Origin of the sequence: Streptomyces sp. NPDC059567 (assembly GCF_042735655.1) — a bacterium.
In the GTDB taxonomy this organism is placed as follows: domain Bacteria; phylum Actinomycetota; class Actinomycetes; order Streptomycetales; family Streptomycetaceae; genus Streptomyces.
In genome coordinates, this window is sequence record NZ_JBHWBS010000003.1 from 1 (window position 1) to 17,645 (window position 17,645).

At 72.4% G+C, this 17,645-nt stretch carries 13 protein-coding genes; 7 read left to right on the top strand and 6 right to left on the bottom strand.

What is annotated here, in order from left to right; all coding sequences use genetic code 11:
* Nucleotides 1-87: 87 nt before the first annotated feature.
* Nucleotides 88-1,641: a M1 family metallopeptidase gene (locus tag ACFVZW_RS02510; RefSeq protein WP_384515600.1), complete on the bottom strand. Its 1,554-nt coding sequence runs from the start codon at nt 1,639-1,641 to the stop codon at nt 88-90.
* A 203-nt stretch (nt 1,642-1,844) separates the two neighbouring features.
* Between ACFVZW_RS02510 and ACFVZW_RS02515 the strand changes: the two genes are divergently transcribed.
* The 3 genes from ACFVZW_RS02515 to ACFVZW_RS02525 all read left to right on the top strand — a co-directional run bounded on the left by ACFVZW_RS02515 (nt 1,845) and on the right by ACFVZW_RS02525 (nt 6,977).
* Nucleotides 1,845-3,836: a Xaa-Pro dipeptidyl-peptidase gene (locus ACFVZW_RS02515; protein WP_384515604.1), complete on the top strand. Its 1,992-nt coding sequence runs from the start codon at nt 1,845-1,847 to the stop codon at nt 3,834-3,836.
* On the top strand, nt 3,833-5,143 hold the full coding sequence (locus ACFVZW_RS02520; RefSeq protein WP_384515606.1) for a M14 family metallocarboxypeptidase: 1,311 nt from the start codon (nt 3,833-3,835) through the stop codon (nt 5,141-5,143). The genes ACFVZW_RS02515 and ACFVZW_RS02520 overlap by 4 nt, the downstream gene beginning before the upstream one ends.
* Before the next feature lie 169 nt (nt 5,144-5,312).
* Nucleotides 5,313-6,977: a BCCT family transporter gene (locus ACFVZW_RS02525; protein ID WP_384515609.1), complete on the top strand. Its 1,665-nt coding sequence runs from the start codon at nt 5,313-5,315 to the stop codon at nt 6,975-6,977.
* A 131-nt stretch (nt 6,978-7,108) separates the two neighbouring features.
* On the opposite strand, the gene ACFVZW_RS02530 is transcribed toward ACFVZW_RS02525, so the two are convergent.
* Complete coding sequence (locus ACFVZW_RS02530) at nt 7,109-8,074, bottom strand: FAD-dependent oxidoreductase (protein WP_384515611.1); 966 nt, start codon at nt 8,072-8,074, stop codon at nt 7,109-7,111.
* Between the two features lie 103 nt (nt 8,075-8,177).
* Between ACFVZW_RS02530 and ACFVZW_RS02535 the strand changes: the two genes are divergently transcribed.
* From ACFVZW_RS02535 to ACFVZW_RS02550, 4 genes are all read left to right on the top strand, one after another.
* Nucleotides 8,178-9,212: an oxidoreductase gene (locus ACFVZW_RS02535; protein WP_384515614.1), complete on the top strand. Its 1,035-nt coding sequence runs from the start codon at nt 8,178-8,180 to the stop codon at nt 9,210-9,212.
* Between the two features lie 61 nt (nt 9,213-9,273).
* Complete coding sequence (locus ACFVZW_RS02540) at nt 9,274-10,911, top strand: ABC-F family ATP-binding cassette domain-containing protein (protein WP_384515617.1); 1,638 nt, start codon at nt 9,274-9,276, stop codon at nt 10,909-10,911.
* Complete coding sequence (locus ACFVZW_RS02545) at nt 10,911-11,639, top strand: 2-phosphosulfolactate phosphatase (protein ID WP_384515620.1); 729 nt, start codon at nt 10,911-10,913, stop codon at nt 11,637-11,639. The genes ACFVZW_RS02540 and ACFVZW_RS02545 overlap by 1 nt, the downstream gene beginning before the upstream one ends.
* Nucleotides 11,636-12,043 carry a hypothetical protein gene (locus ACFVZW_RS02550; protein ID WP_384515623.1) on the top strand — a complete coding sequence of 136 codons (408 nt, stop codon included), beginning with the start codon at nt 11,636-11,638 and terminating at the stop codon, nt 12,041-12,043. The genes ACFVZW_RS02545 and ACFVZW_RS02550 overlap by 4 nt, the downstream gene beginning before the upstream one ends.
* Before the next feature lie 49 nt (nt 12,044-12,092).
* On the opposite strand, the gene ACFVZW_RS02555 is transcribed toward ACFVZW_RS02550, so the two are convergent.
* From ACFVZW_RS02555 to ACFVZW_RS02570, 4 genes are all read right to left on the bottom strand, one after another.
* Nucleotides 12,093-13,613, bottom strand: coding sequence for a UDP-N-acetylmuramoyl-L-alanyl-D-glutamate--2,6-diaminopimelate ligase (locus tag ACFVZW_RS02555; protein ID WP_384515626.1), 1,521 nt, complete (start codon nt 13,611-13,613; stop codon nt 12,093-12,095).
* Nucleotides 13,614-13,805: 192 nt separating this feature from the next.
* A complete protein-coding gene (locus ACFVZW_RS02560) occupies nt 13,806-13,943 on the bottom strand; it encodes a hypothetical protein (RefSeq protein ID WP_384515628.1) in 138 nt (45 codons plus the stop codon).
* Nucleotides 13,944-14,169: 226 nt separating this feature from the next.
* Nucleotides 14,170-16,560, bottom strand: a complete 2,391-nt coding sequence (locus tag ACFVZW_RS02565) for a Tex family protein (protein WP_384515631.1) — start codon at nt 16,558-16,560, stop codon at nt 14,170-14,172.
* A 99-nt stretch (nt 16,561-16,659) separates the two neighbouring features.
* Nucleotides 16,660-17,523 (bottom strand): hypothetical protein, encoded by an 864-nt coding sequence (locus tag ACFVZW_RS02570; RefSeq protein ID WP_384515633.1) that lies wholly within the window; start codon nt 17,521-17,523, stop codon nt 16,660-16,662.
* Nucleotides 17,524-17,645: the final 122 nt, after the last annotated feature.

The window sequence follows — 17,645 nt, forward strand, 5'->3', positions numbered from 1 at the left end:
CCGGGTGGGGCCGGCCCCCCCCGCCCCGGGCGGCGGGCCCCCCCCGCCCGGGGGGGGGGGGGCCGGGCGCCCCCCCCCCCGCCGAGCTCAGTGCTCGTCGTGCTCGTGGATCGTGTTCGTCTCCGCGATCTTCTTCCAGGACTTCGGCTGCGCGGGCTTCACCGGCTTCGCGGCCGGCGCCGCGGCCGTGGTCCCGGCAGCGGCCGACCGCGCCGGGGCTCCGACCCCGACCTCGACGCCGGCCGCCGTCGAGGCCGCCGGCTTCACCGGCTGGTACAGCCAGGTGTCGAAGAGCGAGGCCAGCGGCTTGCCCGAGACCCGCTCCGCGTACGCCACGAAGTCCCCGACCTTGGCGTTCCCGTACGCGAACTCCGTCGGCCAGCCCTTCAGAATGGCGAAGAAGTCCTCGTCGCCGATCTCGTTGCGCAGCGCCTGGAGGGCCAGCGCGCCCCGGTCGTACACGGCGATGTGGAACTGGTCGTCCGGACCCGGGTCGCCCGGCTTCACCGTCCAGAACGGGTCCTCGGCCGTGCGGGTCGCGTAGACGTAGTCCGCCAGCTCCTGCGCCGTGCCCTCGCCCTCCTTCTCCGACCAGAGCCACTGGCTGTAGCGGGCGAAGCCCTCGTTGACCCAGATGTCCTTCCACTTGTCGACGGAGACGCTGTCGCCGTACCACTGGTGGGCCAGTTCGTGGACGACCACCGACACGTTCGCCCCGTTGGCGAACTGCCGGGGGCTGTAGAACGGCCGGGTCTGCGTCTCCAGGGCGTAGCCGCTGGTCACGTTGGGGACGTAACCACCGAGCGCGTTGAAGGGGTAGGGCCCGAAGACCTCCTCCAGCCACTCCGCGACCTCGGTCGTCCGCTCGATCGACGCCCGGGCCGCGCCCGCGTTGTCGCCGAGGTCCCGGCTGTAGGCGTTGAGGACCGGGAGCCCGTTCGCCGTCTTGTCCGTGGTGATGTCGAACTTGCCGACGGCGAGCGTGGCCAGATACGTGGCCTGCGGCTTGTTGGAGCGCCAGTTGTAGCGGGTCCAGCCGAGCCGGGAGGACTGCGACTGCAGGACGCCGTTGCTGATCGCCTGCGTGCCGTCCGGCACCGACACCGAGACGTCGAAGGTGGCCTTGTCCAGGGGGTGGTCGTTGGACGGGAACCACCAGGCGGCGGAGTCCGGCTCCTGGGCGGCGACACCGCCGTCGGGCGTGCGGTGCCAGGCGGTCCAGCCGCCGATCTTCACCTCGGAGGGCTTGCCCGCGTACCGCACGACGACCGAGATCGTACGGTTCTTCTCCAGCGGGGTCGCCGGGGTGATCTCCAGCTCCTGCTCGCCGGTGGCGGCGAACTTCGCCTTCTTGCCGTTCACCCGCACCTCGCTGACCTTCAGTCCGAGGTCCAGGTTGAAGCGGGAGAGGTTCTGCTTCGTGGTGGCGAGGATCGTCGCCGTGCCCTCCAGGAGGTCGGTCGCGGGCTGGTACGTCAGCCGCAGGTCGTAGTGGGAGACGTCGTAACCGCCGTTGCCACTGGCCGGGTAGTAGGGATCGCCGATCCCCGATGCGCCCGGAACGTAGTCGGCGGCCGATGCCGGGATCGCCAGCAGGAGAGAGGCCGCGAGCGCGCTCGGAACGACAAGTCTGCGGTGCACGAGAGCTCCAAGTCTGTAAGAAGCACGAATGGTCTTCGGTCCTTATCGACACTATTCAGTGCCACGACGCCCCGTCATGTCCATGGCCCCATCCGCCACACGATCGCCATTCGGCCGAAACGAACGATCCGGTCCCGTCCGGCGTCTTCCTGCTCTCGACTGCACTCTTTTGCTCGGGAGTTGACCGGGGTACGTTCCGCCCCATGGTGATACCTGTGCGGAGAACCCGCAGAGCCCGTCCGTCGTGCAGAACCCTGGTGGCGGCCGCCGCGGCCGCCCTGATGGCCGCGCTGGTGTCCCCGACCGGAGCTCAGGCGCAGGCCCCGGTACGGGAGTCGAAGCCCGTCCACTCCTACGCCGACGCGATCCGTGAGTCCGTCTGGGTGGACACCGGACTGGACGGGGACGGCGACGGCCGCACCGACCGGGTCGCCGTGGACATCGTCCGGCCCCGCGAGCCCGCCGCCGCGGGTCGGAAGATCCCGGTCATCATGGACGCCAGCCCGTACTACGCCTGCTGCGGACGCGGCAACGAAGGCCAGAAGAAGACGTACGACGCGGCCGGGAACCCCGTCCAGTTCCCGCTCTTCTACGACAACTACTTCGTTCCCCGCGGGTACGCCTTCGTCGCCGTCGATCTCGCCGGCACCAACCGCTCCGACGGCTGCGACGACGTCGGCGGGCGCTCCGACGTCCAGTCCGCCAAGGCCGTCGTCGACTGGCTGAACGGCCGGGCCCGCGGATACACCACCCGTACCGGCTCCGACCGCGCCAGGGCCACCACCTGGTCCACCGGCAAGGTCGGCATGATCGGCAAGAGCTGGGACGGCACCATCGCCAACGGCGTCGCCGCGACCGGCGTCGAGGGCCTGGAGACCATCGTGCCGATCGGCGCGATCTCCTCCTGGTACGACTACTTCCACTCCCAGGGCGCCCCGCTCTACAACGCCAACCCGAGCTGGCTCTCCGAGTACGTCAACAGTCCCGAGGCGAACGGCCGTTGCGGTGCGGTCCAGGAGCGCATCACCGCCGCCACCCCGTACAGCGGCGACTGGACCTCCGCCTGGAGCGAGCGGAACCACGTCCCGGACGCCCGGAAGGTGAAGGCCAGCGTCTTCGTCGTGCACGGGCAGCAGGACCTCAACGTCCGCGCCAACCAGTTCGGCCAGTGGTGGGACGCCCTCGCCGCCCGCGGTGTCGAGCGCAAGATCTGGCTCTCGCAGACCGGCCATGTCGACCCCTTCGACTTCCGGCGCGCCGACTGGGTCCGCACCCTGCACCGCTGGTTCGACCACTACCTCCTCGGCTACGAGAACGGCATCGACCGGGAGCCGATGGCCGACGTCGAACGGGCCCCGGACCGCTGGACGACCGACCGGGTCTGGCCGCCGCGCGCCACCGAGCGCACCACCCTGCGGCCCGGCACGGGCGCCGCGCCCGGTGTCGGCACCCTCGGCCGTACCCCCGCCGCGCCCGGCGCCACGGAGACCTTCACCGACGACCCGGGCCTGGGAGAGATCGACTGGGCCGCGCGGATCGACGAGCCGACCGCCGCCAAGGCCGGCTTCGTCACCCGGCCGCTCGGACGCGACCTGCGCCTCTCCGGCTCCTCCACGGTGACCGTCACCGCCACCCCGTCGACCGCGACCGCCCATCTGACGGCCGTTCTCGTCGACCTCGGACCGGACACGATCCGGGACTACGCGGCGGCGGGCGAGGGCATCACCACGCTCACCCAGCGGTCCTGCTGGGGCGCGAGCACGAGCGGCGACAGCGCCTGCTTCAAGGACACCGAGGCCCGCACGGCGGACGTGGACTTCACCGTCGTCAGCCGCGGCTGGGCGGACCTGGGCACCTGGGCGAGCCCCGGCAAGGGCCGGGCGCTGACCCCCGGCACGGCGTACACGATGACGCTGAAGCTGGCGGCCACCGACCATGTCGTCCCGGCCGGGCACCGGCTCGCCCTGATCGTCGGCGGCACCGACAAGGACCTCCTCGACCCTCCGTCCACCACGCCGACGATCACCCTCGATCTCGCCCGTACATCTGCCAAACTGCCCCTGGTCGGCGGCCCGGAGGCCTTCACCCGGGCGACGGCCGGCACGGACGGCGCACGCCTGGCGCCCGGCGAGCGCGCGCTGAAGGGTGTCGGACACCCGCGCTCGAACCACCCCCTTCCCGGAGAGGCCCGATGACGCACACCCCGCACCGCCGCTCCCGACGCACGCTCGCCCTCGTGGCGGGCGTCGCCGCCCTCGGTCTCCCGCTCGTCGCCGTCCCCGCGGAGGCCGCGGGCACCGCGGCCGCCTCACCGCCCCCGAGGACGGGCTTCGAGGGGAGCGGGGGCGCCCGGTGGACCAGCGAGCAGGAGGAGACGGCGTTCCTCGCCGCCGTCGACCGGGGCAGCGACCGCGTATCGGTGCGCACCATCGGCACGACGAAGCAGGGCCGTCCGCTCCGGCTCGCCACGGTCGGCTCGCCCCACGCCGGCACCACCGTGCTGCTGGTCTGCAGCCAGCACGGTGACGAGCCGTCGGGTCGGGAAGCCTGTCTCACCACCGTGCGGGACCTGGCGTACTCCCGGGACCCGGACACACGCCGCTTCCTCTCCCGTACGACCGTTCTCGTCGTGCCCTCCGCCAACCCGGACGGGCGCGAGGCCGACACCCGGGGCAACGCCGACGGTGTCGACGTCAACCGCGACCACATCGCCCTGCGGACCGCCGAGGGCCGGGCGATGGCCGCGCTCATCCGCGACCGGCGCCCGGAGGTGATCTACGACCTGCACGAGTACGGCGGGACCTCGCCCTACTACGACAAGGACCTGCTCGCGCTCTGGCCGCGCAATCTGAACGCCGACGCGCGCGTGCACGACGAGGCCCACACCCTGTCGGAGTCCTATGTCCGGCCGACGGCAGGGGCCGCCGGCTTCGGCAGCGGCATCTACGGGATCTGGACCGACCCCCTCACCGGGAAGCCCATCAAGCAGGTCGCGGGCGACGGCCAGGAGCGGATCCTGCGCAACACGGCCGGCGTCAAGCACTCCGTCGGGCTGCTCGTGGAGACCCGCGTCGAGGCCCTGACCCAAGCCGAGAAGGACGACACCGCACGCAACCAGCGGCGTCGTGTGAGCACCCAACTCGCCGCGCTGAAGGGTGCCTTCGCCTACGTCGACGAGCGGCGCGGACGGCTGGGAGCGGTCACGGCGGCGGCCCGGCACGGCGGGTTCGCCGACCGGGGCCCGGTGCTGCTCGGGGGCGCGGACAACGATCCGGCCGAGCCCGCCGAGACGATCCAGGACCCGCCCTGCGGCTACCGCCTGGACCGCGCGCAGTACGCCGAGTTCGGCGACGAGCTCGCCCTGCACGGGATCACCGTCCTGCGGGACGGCGACGGGGTCCTCGTACCCCTGCGGCAGTCGCAGCGCGCGCTCGTCCCGCTGCTGCTCGACGGCCGGGCGGCCTACCGGCTCACCACCGGACAGCCGGTGGAGGTCTGTTGACGGGCTGAGTTGGTCCCGGAAGCAGCGCGTCACGTGTGGTACTGCCTTACGGAGCGAGTTCAGTCTGTCCCGTAATGCCGTGAAAGGTGCCACCTTGTCGCAGGAAGAACAGAGAGCGGGCGAACCGGGGGGCGGCGGAGGGCGGGGCGGAGGCCGGGAGGGGCTGCCGGTGACGGCGGCCCTTCCGCGTGGCCCCGGACACCACCCCAAGGCCCGGACCGATGGGATCGTGTTCGGCGTCACCGCCGTCCTCACCGTCGCCTTCGTGGTCTGGGGTGCCACGGCCACGGACACTCTGGAGAGCGTCTCCAGCAAGCTTCTCGACGGCCTGATCCGCAACGGGGGATGGGCGTTCATGCTCGCCGCCTCCGGCTTCGTCGTCTTCGCGCTGTGGCTCGCGATCAGCCGGTACGGGCGGATCACCCTGGGCCACGAGACCGAGGGTCCGGAGTTCCGGACCGTGTCGTGGATCGCGATGATGTTCAGCGCCGGCATGGGCATCGGCCTGATGTTCTACGGGGTGAGCGAACCACTCGCCCACTACGGCACCCCGCCGCCCGGCACGAGCCCCGCCGACTCGGCGGAGCGGATGCAGGTCGCGATGGCCACGACCCTCTTCCACTGGACGCTCCACCCCTGGGCGATCTACGCCGTCGTGGGGCTCGCGATCGCCTACTCCACGTTCCGGCGCCGTCGGCGGCAGACCATCAGCGCAGTCTTCGTCCCGCTGATCGGGAAGAAGGCGGCCAACGGCGGTCCCGGCCGGGTCATCGACATCCTGGCCATCTTCGCCACCCTCTTCGGATCGGCCGCCTCGCTGGGGCTCGGCGCGCTCCAGATCGGCAGCGGGGTCGAGGAATTGGGATGGATGGCGAAGACCGGGACCGGACTGCTCGTCGGCATCATCGCCGTCCTGACCGTGGCATTCGTGCTGTCCGCCGTCTCGGGCGTCGAGAAGGGCATCCAGTGGCTCTCCAACATCAACATGGTGCTCGCCCTCATCCTCGCCCTGTTCGTCTTCGTGGCAGGACCGACCATCGTCGTGCTCGATCTGCTGCCCACCTCGATCGCCGCCTATATCGGTGAACTGCCCCAGCTGATCGGACGCACCGAGGTGACCGCGGGGGAGAACGTCCACGACTGGCTGGGGAGCTGGACGGTCTTCTACTGGGCCTGGTGGATCTCCTGGACGCCCTTCGTCGGCATGTTCATCGCCCGCATCAGCAAGGGCCGGACGATCCGTCAGTTCGTCGGCGGGGTCATCCTCGTGCCGAGCACCGTGAGCCTCGTCTGGTTCGCCGTCTTCGGCGGCACGGCCATGAAGCTGAGCGAGCGCGGCGAGCTGGCGGAGGAGACGACGCCGGAGGGCCAACTCTTCGGCCTTCTCCAGGAGTTCCCTATCACCGGGACCATGAGCCTGCTCGTGATGATCCTCGTGGGCATCTTCTTCGTGTCGGGCGCGGACGCGGCCTCGATCGTCATGGGCACGCTCTCGCAGCGCGGCTCCTTCGAACCGACCCGTCCCGTGGTGGTGTTCTGGGGCGTGGTGACCGGTGCCGTCGCCGCCATCATGCTCCTCATCGGCGACGGCAAGGGCGACGCGCTCGCCGGCCTGCAGAACCTCACGATCCTGGTGGCGGCGCCGTTCGTCCTGGTGATGATCGGCATGTGCGTGGCGCTCATGCGGGACTTGCGGCACGACCCGCTCATCGTCAGGGGCGAGGTGGGCGAGGAGGTCATCGAACTCGCAGTGATCGCGGGCCACGAGAAGTACGACGGCGACTTCGAACTGCGCATCGGGCCGGGTACGGGGACATCGGGTGACGGGTCGTGATCGGCCTCAGTTGTTGTTACTGACCGGTACTGACGACGCCCTGGACCGCCGGGCCCAGGCGAGCAACCCCCACAGGCGCCCGGCTCCGGTTCGATCTCCCGATCGAGCCGGAGCCTCGGTGTTCTCGGCCGTCAGCCGACGGCCAGATCGGCGGCCCTCCGGGCGCAGCCCCAGGCGACCGTCACCCCCGCGCCCCCGTGCCCGTAGTTGTGGACGAGACGCCCGCCGCCCGGCAGTTGCTCCACCGCGAGCCGTACCCCGCCCGACCGTGCGGGCCGCAGCCCCACCCGGTGCCCCAGCACCCGGGCGCCCGCGATCTCGGGCCGTACCCGCGCGCACCGCGCAACGATCGCCGCCGCGGTCGCGGGATCCGCCGTGAGCCGCTCGTCACCCTCCTGCGCGGTCCCGCCCAGGATCAGCCGCCCCGGCTGAGGGAAGAAGTACGTGAGCTCAGCGGCATCGCCCGACGCCGAGTCGGCCGCCGTGAACCACTCCTCGATCCCCGGGTTCTCCACCAGCACCAACTGCCCCCGCACCGGCTGCAGTCGCGCGTCCGGCACGAGCTCCCGCGCACCGAGCCCCGCGCAGTCGACCACCACACGCGCCCGCTCGGCCGCCTCGGCGAACCCCGTCACCGCGCGCCGCTCCACCACCCCGCCCGCCGCCTCGAACCGGGCCCGCAGCCACTCCAGATGGACCGGCATGTCGATCAGCGGCAGCCGCGCCGCCAGCCCCACCTCGTACGGCCCCGGCACCTCCCCGGCCGCCAGCTGCCGCAGCCCGGAGACCTCCCGCGCCCAGGAGCCGAGCTTCCCGAGGACCGTGTCCGCGTGCACTCCGGGCACCAGCCGGACGCCCGTGCGCACCGGATCGTCCGCCAGCTTCTCGTACACCCGCAGCGAGTCCAGCGCCCAGGCACCGGTCTCCGCCTCCGGCTCGATCCGGTACGGCCACCACAGCGCCCCCGCCACCGCGGAGGTCGTCCCGGCCGCCGCGTCCCGCGACCACACCCTCACCCGCAGCCCGCGCTCCGCCAGGGTCAGGGCCGTCGTCAGACCGATGACGCCGCCACCGACCACGATCACCTGTTCGCTCATGACCGGACGCTACCCGCACCACGTGCGGACGGACCACGCATCGACAGGTCACGCTCGCACGGACCATGCACGGATTGCCCGGCGCCGGGGAATAATTCCGAACATGTCTGCCGAGTACGCGTCCTTCGCCCTCGCCCCCGCGATACGCACCGGTGCCGTCTCCCCGAGCGGCAGCCACCGCATGCACCGGGACTTCCTGGACTTCGTCGTCGACGGGCGGCCGCTGCTCTTCCGCCTCGCCGACCTCGACGCCGTCTCGCCCCTCGCCTCCGACATCCCGCCCGCGATCCTGACCGACAGCGTCCGAGGGCTCCTCCTCGAGGCCGAGGCGCCGCTGGAGGGCGGTCGCCATGTGATCTACGGCTGCCCCGAGTGCGACGACCTCGGATGCGGGGCGGTCACCGCCGTCATCGAGCGCGACGGCGAGGACATCGTGTGGCGGGACTTCGCCTGGCAGACCGACGACAGCGCCGACCTCGACTTCAACGGCTACCAGGGGATCGGCCCGTACCGCTTCCGCGGCGACCGGTACCGCGCCGAGCTGGAGCGGCTCCTTCGGGACGACGAGGACGAGACGGCCGCGCCCTCCCACCGCCGTGTCCTGCTCATCGGCGCCCGCGCTGCCGTCCTCGGCAAGCTCGCCGCCGCCCTGCGCACCATCGGCATCGGTGCCGACATCGTCCAGGACACCGACGGGGTCACCGACGACGAGCTGCGCGGCTACGGCGCCGTCGCCTTCGGCCGGGCCGTCACCGACGAGGCACGGGCCCGGATCCGCGACTCCTTCGGCCGCGCCGGCGCCGACGTGGCGTACGTCGACGGACTCGCCCCCGTCGTCCCCGTCCTCGTCGCCCAGATCGTCACCGCCCTCGACCCGACCCCGCCGGAGCGGCGGCGCGTCACCGCCCTGGCCGCCACGGCGGCCGAGGCCACCGTCGAGGTCAGCTCCGCGGTCGGCGTCCAGCTCGTCGCCTACCGCCTCGACCGTCTCTACCGCACCCACGAGAAACTGCTCCTCGACGACGTGCTGGAGCCCGGCACCCACCGGATCCCGCTCGACGCCAAGGCGGTCAAGGGGCAGTCCTTCGTGGTGGCCCGCACCACCGGCAGCGAGCTGGTGGTCCCGGTCGTCCGCTGACCGGCCGGGCACCGGTCGCCTACGGACCCACCGGCGGGCCTGACCTAGGATTCATCTCCTGATGACTGCAACCCTCGTCGCCAAGGACCTCGCCGCCGGCCACGGCGAACGCTCCCTCTTCGCCGGCCTCGACCTCGTCGTCGCCCCCGGCGACGTCATCGGCCTCGTCGGTGTCAACGGCGCCGGCAAGTCGACCCTGCTGCGGCTGCTCGCCGGGCTCGACACCCCCGAGGACGGCGAGCTCAAGCTCTCCCCGCCCACCGCCACCGTCGGCCACCTCCCGCAGGAGCCGGAGCGGCGCGAGGGCGAGACGGTAGGGGAGTTCCTGGCCCGCCGTACGGGCGTGGCCGCGGCGCAGGCCGCCATGGACGAGGCCACCCAGGGCCTGGTCGACGGGACGCCCGGCGCCGACGACGCCTACGCCGTCAGTCTGGAGCGCTGGCTCGACCTCGGCGGCGCCGACCTGGACGAGCGCGCCGAGGAGGTCGCCGACTCGCTCGGCCTCACCGTCGGCCTCGACCAGCCGATGACCTCCCTCTCCGGCGGCCAGGCCGCCCGCGCGGGCCTGGCCTCCCTCCTCCTCTCCCGCTACGACGTCTTCCTGCTCGACGAGCCCACCAACGACCTCGACCTCGACGGTCTGGAGCGGCTCGAAGCCTTCGTGCAGGGGCTGCGCGCCGGCACGGTCGTCATCAGCCACGACCGCGAGTTCCTCACCCGCACGGTGACCAAGGTCCTCGAACTCGACCTCGCCCAGCAGCAGATCACCCTCTACGGCGGCGGCTACGAGGCCTACCTGGAGGAGCGGGACAGGGCCAGGCGGCACGCGCGCGAGGACTTCGAGGAGTACGCCGGCAGGAAGGCGGCCCTCGAAGCGCGCGGTCACATGCAGCGGTCCTGGATGGACAAGGGCGTCAAGAACGCCCGCCGCAAGGCCACCGACGGCGACAAGCTCGGCCGCAACGCCCGCAGCGAGGCCAGCGAGAAGCAGGCCGCGAAGGCCCGGCAGACGCAGCGGATGATCGAACGGCTCGATGTCGTCGACGAGCCCCGCAAGGAGTGGGAGCTGCGGATGGAGATCGCCGCCGCCCCGCGCTCCGGCTCGGTCGTGGCGACCCTGCGCGAGGCAGAGGTCCGGCGCGGCGACTTCCGCTTCGGGCCCGCCACCCTCCAGATCGACTGGGCCGACCGCGTCGCCATCACCGGTGCGAACGGCGCCGGCAAGTCGACCCTGCTCGCCGCGCTCCTCGGCCGACTCCCGCTCGACGCGGGGGACGCGGTGCTCGGCTCGGGCGTCGTGGTCGGCGAGGTCGACCAGGCGCGGAAGCTCTTCCACGGCTCCGAGGCGCTGCTCGACGCGTTCTGCGCGGCGGTGCCGGAGACCGAGCCCGCCGAGGTACGGACGCTGCTCGCGAAGTTCGGTCTCAAGGCCGAGCACGTCCTGCGCCCGGCCACGACGCTCTCCCCGGGCGAGCGCACCCGCGCCGCGCTGGCCCTGCTCCAGGGCCGTGGGGTGAACCTGCTGGTGCTCGACGAGCCGACCAACCACCTGGACCTGCCGGCCATCGAGCAGCTGGAATCCGCGCTCGACTCGTACACCGGCACGCTGCTCCTCGTCACCCACGACCGGCGGATGCTCGACGCGGTGCGCACGACCCGTCGCATCGAGGTCGCGGACGGCAAGGTGACCGAGCTCTGATGGGTGTCACGTTCGGCTGGGGCCCCACGGAGGCGGCCGTCCTCGCCCGGGACGCGGCATGCCTGGTCGTCGTCGACGTGCTCTCCTTCACGACGTCGGTCGGCGTCGCCGTGGAGTCCGGCGCGGCGGTGTACCCGTACCGCTGGAGGGACGAGACGGCCGTGGCGTACGCGGCGAAGCTGGACGCCGCGCTGGCCGTCGGCCGCAGCGAGGCGTCGCCGGAGACGCCGTGGACCCTGTCCCCGGCAGCCCTGCGGGCAGCCCCGCCGACCCCGCGCCTGGTCCTGCCGTCCCCGAACGGCTCCACTATCTCCGCCGGGGCCGGGGACGCGACCGTGGTCGCGGCCTCGTTCCGCAACCGCATGGCCGTCGCCCGCTGGCTCGCCCGGCACGGGTACGGCTCGGAGTCCGGTCCACTCGCCGTCGTCGCCTCGGGCGAACGGTGGCCCGACGGCTCCCTGCGCCCGGCCCTGGAGGACCTCCTCGGCGCGGGCGGAGTGCTGTCGGCGCTCTGCGCACTCGGCTCGTACGCCCTCACGCCCGAGGCGAGGGCGGCGGCCACGCTCTGGGAGGCGACGGAGGACCCCGTGGCGGAGCTGCACCGCTGCGCTTCGGGGCGTGAACTGTACGAGTACGGCTATCCGCAGGATGTGGCGGTGGCCGCCGAGGTCGACACCTCGGAGACCGTCCCCGTCCTGACGGACGGCGCATTCCTGGAGGCACCATGACCGACCTGCTGACCCGGCTCACCGAGATGCTGGACGACCTCGACGCCGACGTCGACGAGACGATCGACCTCGCGGACGAGATCGCCGCCTCGGGCGACGCCGCGCTCCTTCCGCGGCTCCAGTCCGAACTGGACCGCGCCCTCGTCGAGCGGAACGCCTACGCCCGCGAGCTGCTCGGCGGCGTCCTCGCCGCGATCGGCGGCCCGGACGCGCTGCCGGCCCTGCTGCGCGCCTCGTCCGTCGACCTCGGCGACGACCAGGACGCCCTGGCGACCGAGATCGTCGACCTGGTCCAGTCCGACCCGACCCGCTCCCGCGCGTTGCTGCAGCCCCTGACGGAGGACGACGACCTGACGGTCGCCAACCGCGCCGAATGGGCCCTCCGCTTCCTGCCGCAGGGCTAGGTACCGCGTCTCCCCTCTCTGCGGGAGGGGTCCCGCCGCTGTGAACGGATCACACGGCAGGCCGAGGGACGCGGGACCGGGCGGCCGTCTGTTCCAAGGTGAGTTCACGCACGGTGGCCATGTCGCTGAAGGGCAGCAGCTCCTCGCCGACGATCTGGTGCGGCTCGCTGCCCTTGCCGGCGATCAGGACGGTGTCCTCCGGGCCCGCCGCGGACAGGGCGAACGAGATGGCCTCGTGACGGTCGGCGATCCGCTCGAACGGGGTGCCGGTCGCGGCGAGGCCGGGGACGATCTGGTCCAGGATCGCTTGCGGGTCCTCGTTGCGCGGGTTGTCCGAGGTGAGGACGCACAGGTCGGAGTGGGCCCCGGAGATCCGCCCCATGTCGGCCCGCTTCGTCGTGTCCCGGTCCCCGCCGCAGCCGAAGACGGTGATCACCCGGCCGCGCGCGTAGCCGCGGATGGTGGTCAGGACCTTGTCCAGGGAATCCGGGGAATGGGCGTAGTCCACGATCACGGAGGTCCCGCGCGGGGTCTCGAAGCGCTCGAACCGGCCCGGTACGGGCGGCATCCGGTCGAGTGCGGCGACGAGGGCGCCCAGCTCGTGTCCCAGGACGTGGCAGGCAGCCAGGGTGGCGAGCGCGTTGGCCACCGAGAACCGGCCCGGAACCGGGATCGACGCCGGATACGTGCGCCCTGCGTGGTGGAGGGTGAACCGCGTGCCGGACGCGCTGACGGCCAGGTCGGTCGCCCGGTAGTCCGCCGGAGCATCGAGGGCGTACGTGGTCACCGCACCAGGCATCATCGCCACGATCCCGGCGCCCACCGGATCGTCGGCATTGACCACCGCGCGCCGGCACAGCCCCTGGAAGAGGCGGAGTTTGGCGTCCCGGTAGTTCGCCATCGTTCCGTGGTCGTCGAGATGGTCCTGCGTCAGGTTGGTGAACACCCCGACGTCGATGAACGTACGGTCCACGCGGTGCGTCAGCAGGCCCATCGACGTGGCCTCCAGCACCACACTGCCAGTCCCACGGTCGCGCATACACCCCAGGAGATACTGCAGGTCCGGCGACTCCGGGGTGGTCAACACCGATCGTGGCATCGGGATCAGCTCGTCGCCGATACGGCTGCCGGCCGTCCCGATGACCCCCACCTTCGCGCCCTCGGAGATCCGCAGGGCGGACTCGACCATGTACGAGACCGAGGTCTTGCCGTTGGTGCCGGTGATCGCCACCACGTCCATCTGCCGCCCCGGTTCGCCGAAGTAGCGGGAGGTCACGATCGCGGCCGCCCTCCGGATGTCCGGCACCCGCACGGCGCACGTGCCCGGCGGCCACACCGACGCCGACGGCGCCGGTTCCGTGCCGTCGACCAGCACGGCGGCCGCTCCGCGGGCGAGCGCGGGTGCCACGGAGCCGGGCCCGCCCTCCCGGTGTCCGGGCACGGCGATGAACAGGCAACCCGGCATCACCCGGTCCACGTCGAAGGTCGTCCCCGCGGTGATCAGTGTGCTGCTCGGGTCACCCTGGAGTACGTGGTGCTCCTGCCCGGCCAGCAGATCGCTCAGCTTCACAATGATCCCTTCGAAGTGGCCCGGCCCGGTCGTGCGGCCGTAGCCAGGCGGCAGCGCCGGCGAGTGCCGGAAGGCTGCTGTGGTGACGTGGAGCGGGGCGGAGACCGCCCGGCGGCAGGCGGGGCGAGACGGACTCGGCCGGGGAGGGGCCCGGCGTACGGCGGGGGAGCGGCGCGCCGGGGAAGAGGGTCGCTAGCCGTGGCCGTGCAGGGCGATACGGCGGGTTCGGGGCGACTCGACGTCAGCGGCGGTGTCCGGGTCGACGACGGCCTGACGCACTCCGGACGCGGCCTGCCGCAGGCACTGCCTCGTCGAACGGATGCGACCCATGGAGCGAGTGTATGGCTGTTCCGGCGGCTCGCCGCCCACATCGCCGGCCGTCCTGCCCGCCGAGAGCGGGGCCGCAGCGTGTGGATCGAGACGAGAAGGACGTCAACGCGCCCATGTCCCGCGGGCCGGGCCTTCTCTTTCGGCTCACCGGTCCGTGTGACTCGTTCCCCGGCCGAAGGCCGGGAGAAGGCGAAAGGGCCCGGCCTTCCGCCGGGCCCCGTACGTGTCAGCGACCGCGTCGCTTGCCGCCGCCGCCCTCGTTCAGCAGGCCCGCCTTGCGCAGGGCGTCCGCCATCGCGCTGTTCGACGGCGCCGGGGCCTGGGAGCGACCCCGGTCGCCACCACCACCGCCGCCGCCCGCGCCACGGCGCTGCTGCGGCGGCCGGCCACCGCGCTCACCGCGCTCCCGCTTCGGGGCACCCCCGCCGGCCGCCTCCGCCGTCGCCTCGTCGTCGAGCCGCAGGGTCAGCGAGATCCGCTTGCGCGGGATGTCGACGTCCAGGACCTTCACCCGGACCACGTCACCCGGCTTCACCACGTCCCGCGGGTCCTTCACGAACGTCTTCGACATCGCCGACACGTGGACGAGCCCGTCCTGGTGCACACCGATGTCCACGAACGCCCCGAACGCCGCCACGTTCGTGACCACGCCCTCCAGGACCATCCCCGACACCAGGTCGCCGAGCTTCTCGACGCCCTCCTTGAACGTCGCCGTCTTGAACGCCGGCCGCGGGTCCCGCCCCGGCTTCTCCAGCTCGCGCAGGATGTCTGTGACCGTCGGCAGACCGAAGGTCTCGTCGACGAAGTCGTCCGCCCGCAGAGACCGCAGCACACCCGAGTTGCCGATCAGCGACGCGACCTCGCCACCCGTCGTCTTCACCATCCGCCGCACCACCGGGTACGCCTCCGGGTGCACCGAGGACCCGTCCAGCGGGTCGTCGCCGCCCCGGATCCGCAGGAAGCCCGCGCACTGCTCGTACGCCTTCGGTCCGAGCCGCGCCACGTCCTTCAGCGCCTTCCGCGACCGGAAGGGGCCGTTGGCGTCCCGGTGCGCCACGATGTTCTCGGCCAGACCCGCGCCGATCCCCGACACCCGCGAAAGCAGCGGCGCGGACGCGGTGTTGACGTCGACACCGACGCCGTTCACACAGTCCTCGACCACGGCGTCCAGCGAACGCGAGAGCTTCACCTCGGACAGGTCGTGCTGGTACTGGCCGACCCCGATCGACTTCGGGTCGATCTTCACCAGCTCGGCCAGCGGGTCCTGGAGCCGCCGCGCGATCGAGACGGCACCGCGCAACGACACGTCCAGCTCGGGCAGTTCCTGCGAAGCGAACGCGGAGGCCGAGTACACCGAGGCGCCGGCCTCGGACACCATGACCTTGGTGAGCTTCAACTCCGGGTGCTTGGTGATGAGTTCGGCCGCGAGCTTGTCCGTCTCGCGGGAGGCAGTGCCGTTGCCGATGGCGACCAGCTCGACCGCGTGCTCCTTCGCGAGCCGCGCCAGCTTCGCCAGCGACTCGTCCCACTTGTTCGCGGGGACGTGCGGGTAGATCGTGTCGGTGGCCACGACCTTGCCCGTCGCGTCGACCACGGCGACCTTCACACCCGTACGGAAACCGGGGTCCAGGCCCAGGGTGGCCCGCGTCCCGGCCGGCGCGGCGAGCAGCAGGTCGCGCAGGTTCGCGGCGAAGACCCGTACCGCCTCGTCCTCCGCCGCCGTCCGCAGCCGCAGCCGCAGATCGATCCCGAGGTGGACCAGGATCCGGGTCCGCCAGGCCCAACGGACCGTGTCCTGAAGCCACTTGTCGCCCGGGCGGCCTCGCTCGGCCACCCCGAAGCGCGAGGCGACCATTGCCTCGTACGCGGTCGGGCCGGGCACCTCGGAGGGCTCCTCCGGCTCCAGCTCCAGCGTGAGGACGTCCTCCTTCTCGCCGCGCAGCATCGCGAGGATCCGGTGCGAGGGGAGCGCCGTGAACGGCTCGGCGAAGTCGAAGTAGTCGGCGAACTTGGCGCCCGCCTCCTCCTTGCCCTCGCGGACCTTGGCGGCGAGCCGTCCCCGGCCCCACATCCGCTCGCGCAGCTCGCCGATGAGGTCGGCGTCCTCGGAGAACTTCTCGGTGAGGATCGCGCGGGCGCCCTCCAGCGCCGCGGCCGGGTCCGTGACCCCCTTGTCGGCGTCGACGAAGGCCGCGGCGGCGGCCGCCGGCTCCACCGACGGGTCGGCGAGGAGCCCCTCCGCCAGCGGCTCCAGGCCGGCCTCGCGGGCGATCTGCGCCTTCGTGCGCCGCTTGGGCTTGAAGGGCAGGTAGATGTCCTCGAGACGGGCCTTGGTGTCGGCGGCCCGGATCCGGGCCTCCACCTCGGCCGTCAGCTTGCCCTGCTCCCGTACGGAATCGAGGATGGCGGTCCGCCGGTCCTCCAGCTCCCGCAGATAACGCAGCCGCTCCTCGAGCGTGCGCAGCTGCGCGTCGTCGAGCATCTCGGTCGCTTCCTTGCGGTAGCGCGCGATGAACGGCACGGTCGACCCGCCGTCGAGCAGCTCGACGGCGGCCCTCACCTGTCGCTCGCGTACGCCGAGTTCCTCGGCGATCCTGCCTTCGATGGACGTCGTCACGGTGTCCCGACTCGCCTTCTCGCGCCTCAAGCTTGCGACTGCATTGTGCCGGGTCGCCGACCGGATCGCCGCACCCGCCCCGCCCGCGCGGCGGTTCCGTCAGCCCTTGTCGCCGAGGTCCGCCGGGAAGGCCCCCGCCAGGAAGGCCGCGTTACGGAAGCCCTTGCCCAGCTCCGTCAGGCGCTCGACGCCCGCCGCGCCCAGGTGCTCGTACGGTGCGGAGTCCAGGCGGTCGGTGTGCTCCTCCACCGCGTCGCGCAGGGCGACCCCCTCGGCGGTGAGCTCGCCGTCCGCGTCCAGCAGCCCGCGCTCGCGGAGCCGCGCGGCCGCGGCGTCCCAGTCGGCGCGCCGCCAGCCCCGGGCGGCCAGGGCCCAGCGCGGGTTCATGCCCGTGCCCGTGGCGGTGTGGCTGACCATCGCCTCCAGCGGGTCGAGGCCCACGCTCAGGAGGGCCGCGAGGTGACCGTCACCCCGGTGCTCGCGCAGCAGCGTCGCGGCATGCCAGTAGCGCAGGTGCGCCTCCTCGGGGACCGGCAGGTCGGCGTGGGCCGAGTAGAGCGGCCGGGCATGCCGGGTGCAGGCCTCGGTGGCGCGCAGGGCCAGCTCGGCGGCCTCCGCCATCTCGGCCGAGGCGACGGCCTCCTCGCCGAGGAGGCGGCGCATCGTGGTGTCCACGGCCCGCAGCCGCGCGGCCACCACGTCCGTCGGCGAGGCGATCTCCCAGACGGCGGGCAGGTGCCGGGCCAGCAGCTCGACGTTGTAGTTGGAGAAGGCCGCGGCGACCGTTCCGGCGCCCACGGCGCCCATCGCGGCACTGCGAGAGGCGAGCCGCATGGCCGACGTGTCCTCGAATCCGAGGGCCCGGAACTCGGTGTCCAGGTCCGGCGAGAAGTACACCGTGGAGTGCATCGGGTTGAGCATGTGGTGGCAGCGGCGGCCCGCGCGGGGCGGCAAAGAGGTCATGGACGGCACGTTACCGACTGGTCGGTACGATCGGAAGTCCGGGGCGGCCGCGCTCGCCCGCGGTCATGGCAGGAAAGGTGGGGTCTTCGTCATTGCGGACATCCCGCGCCCTGCCAAGGATG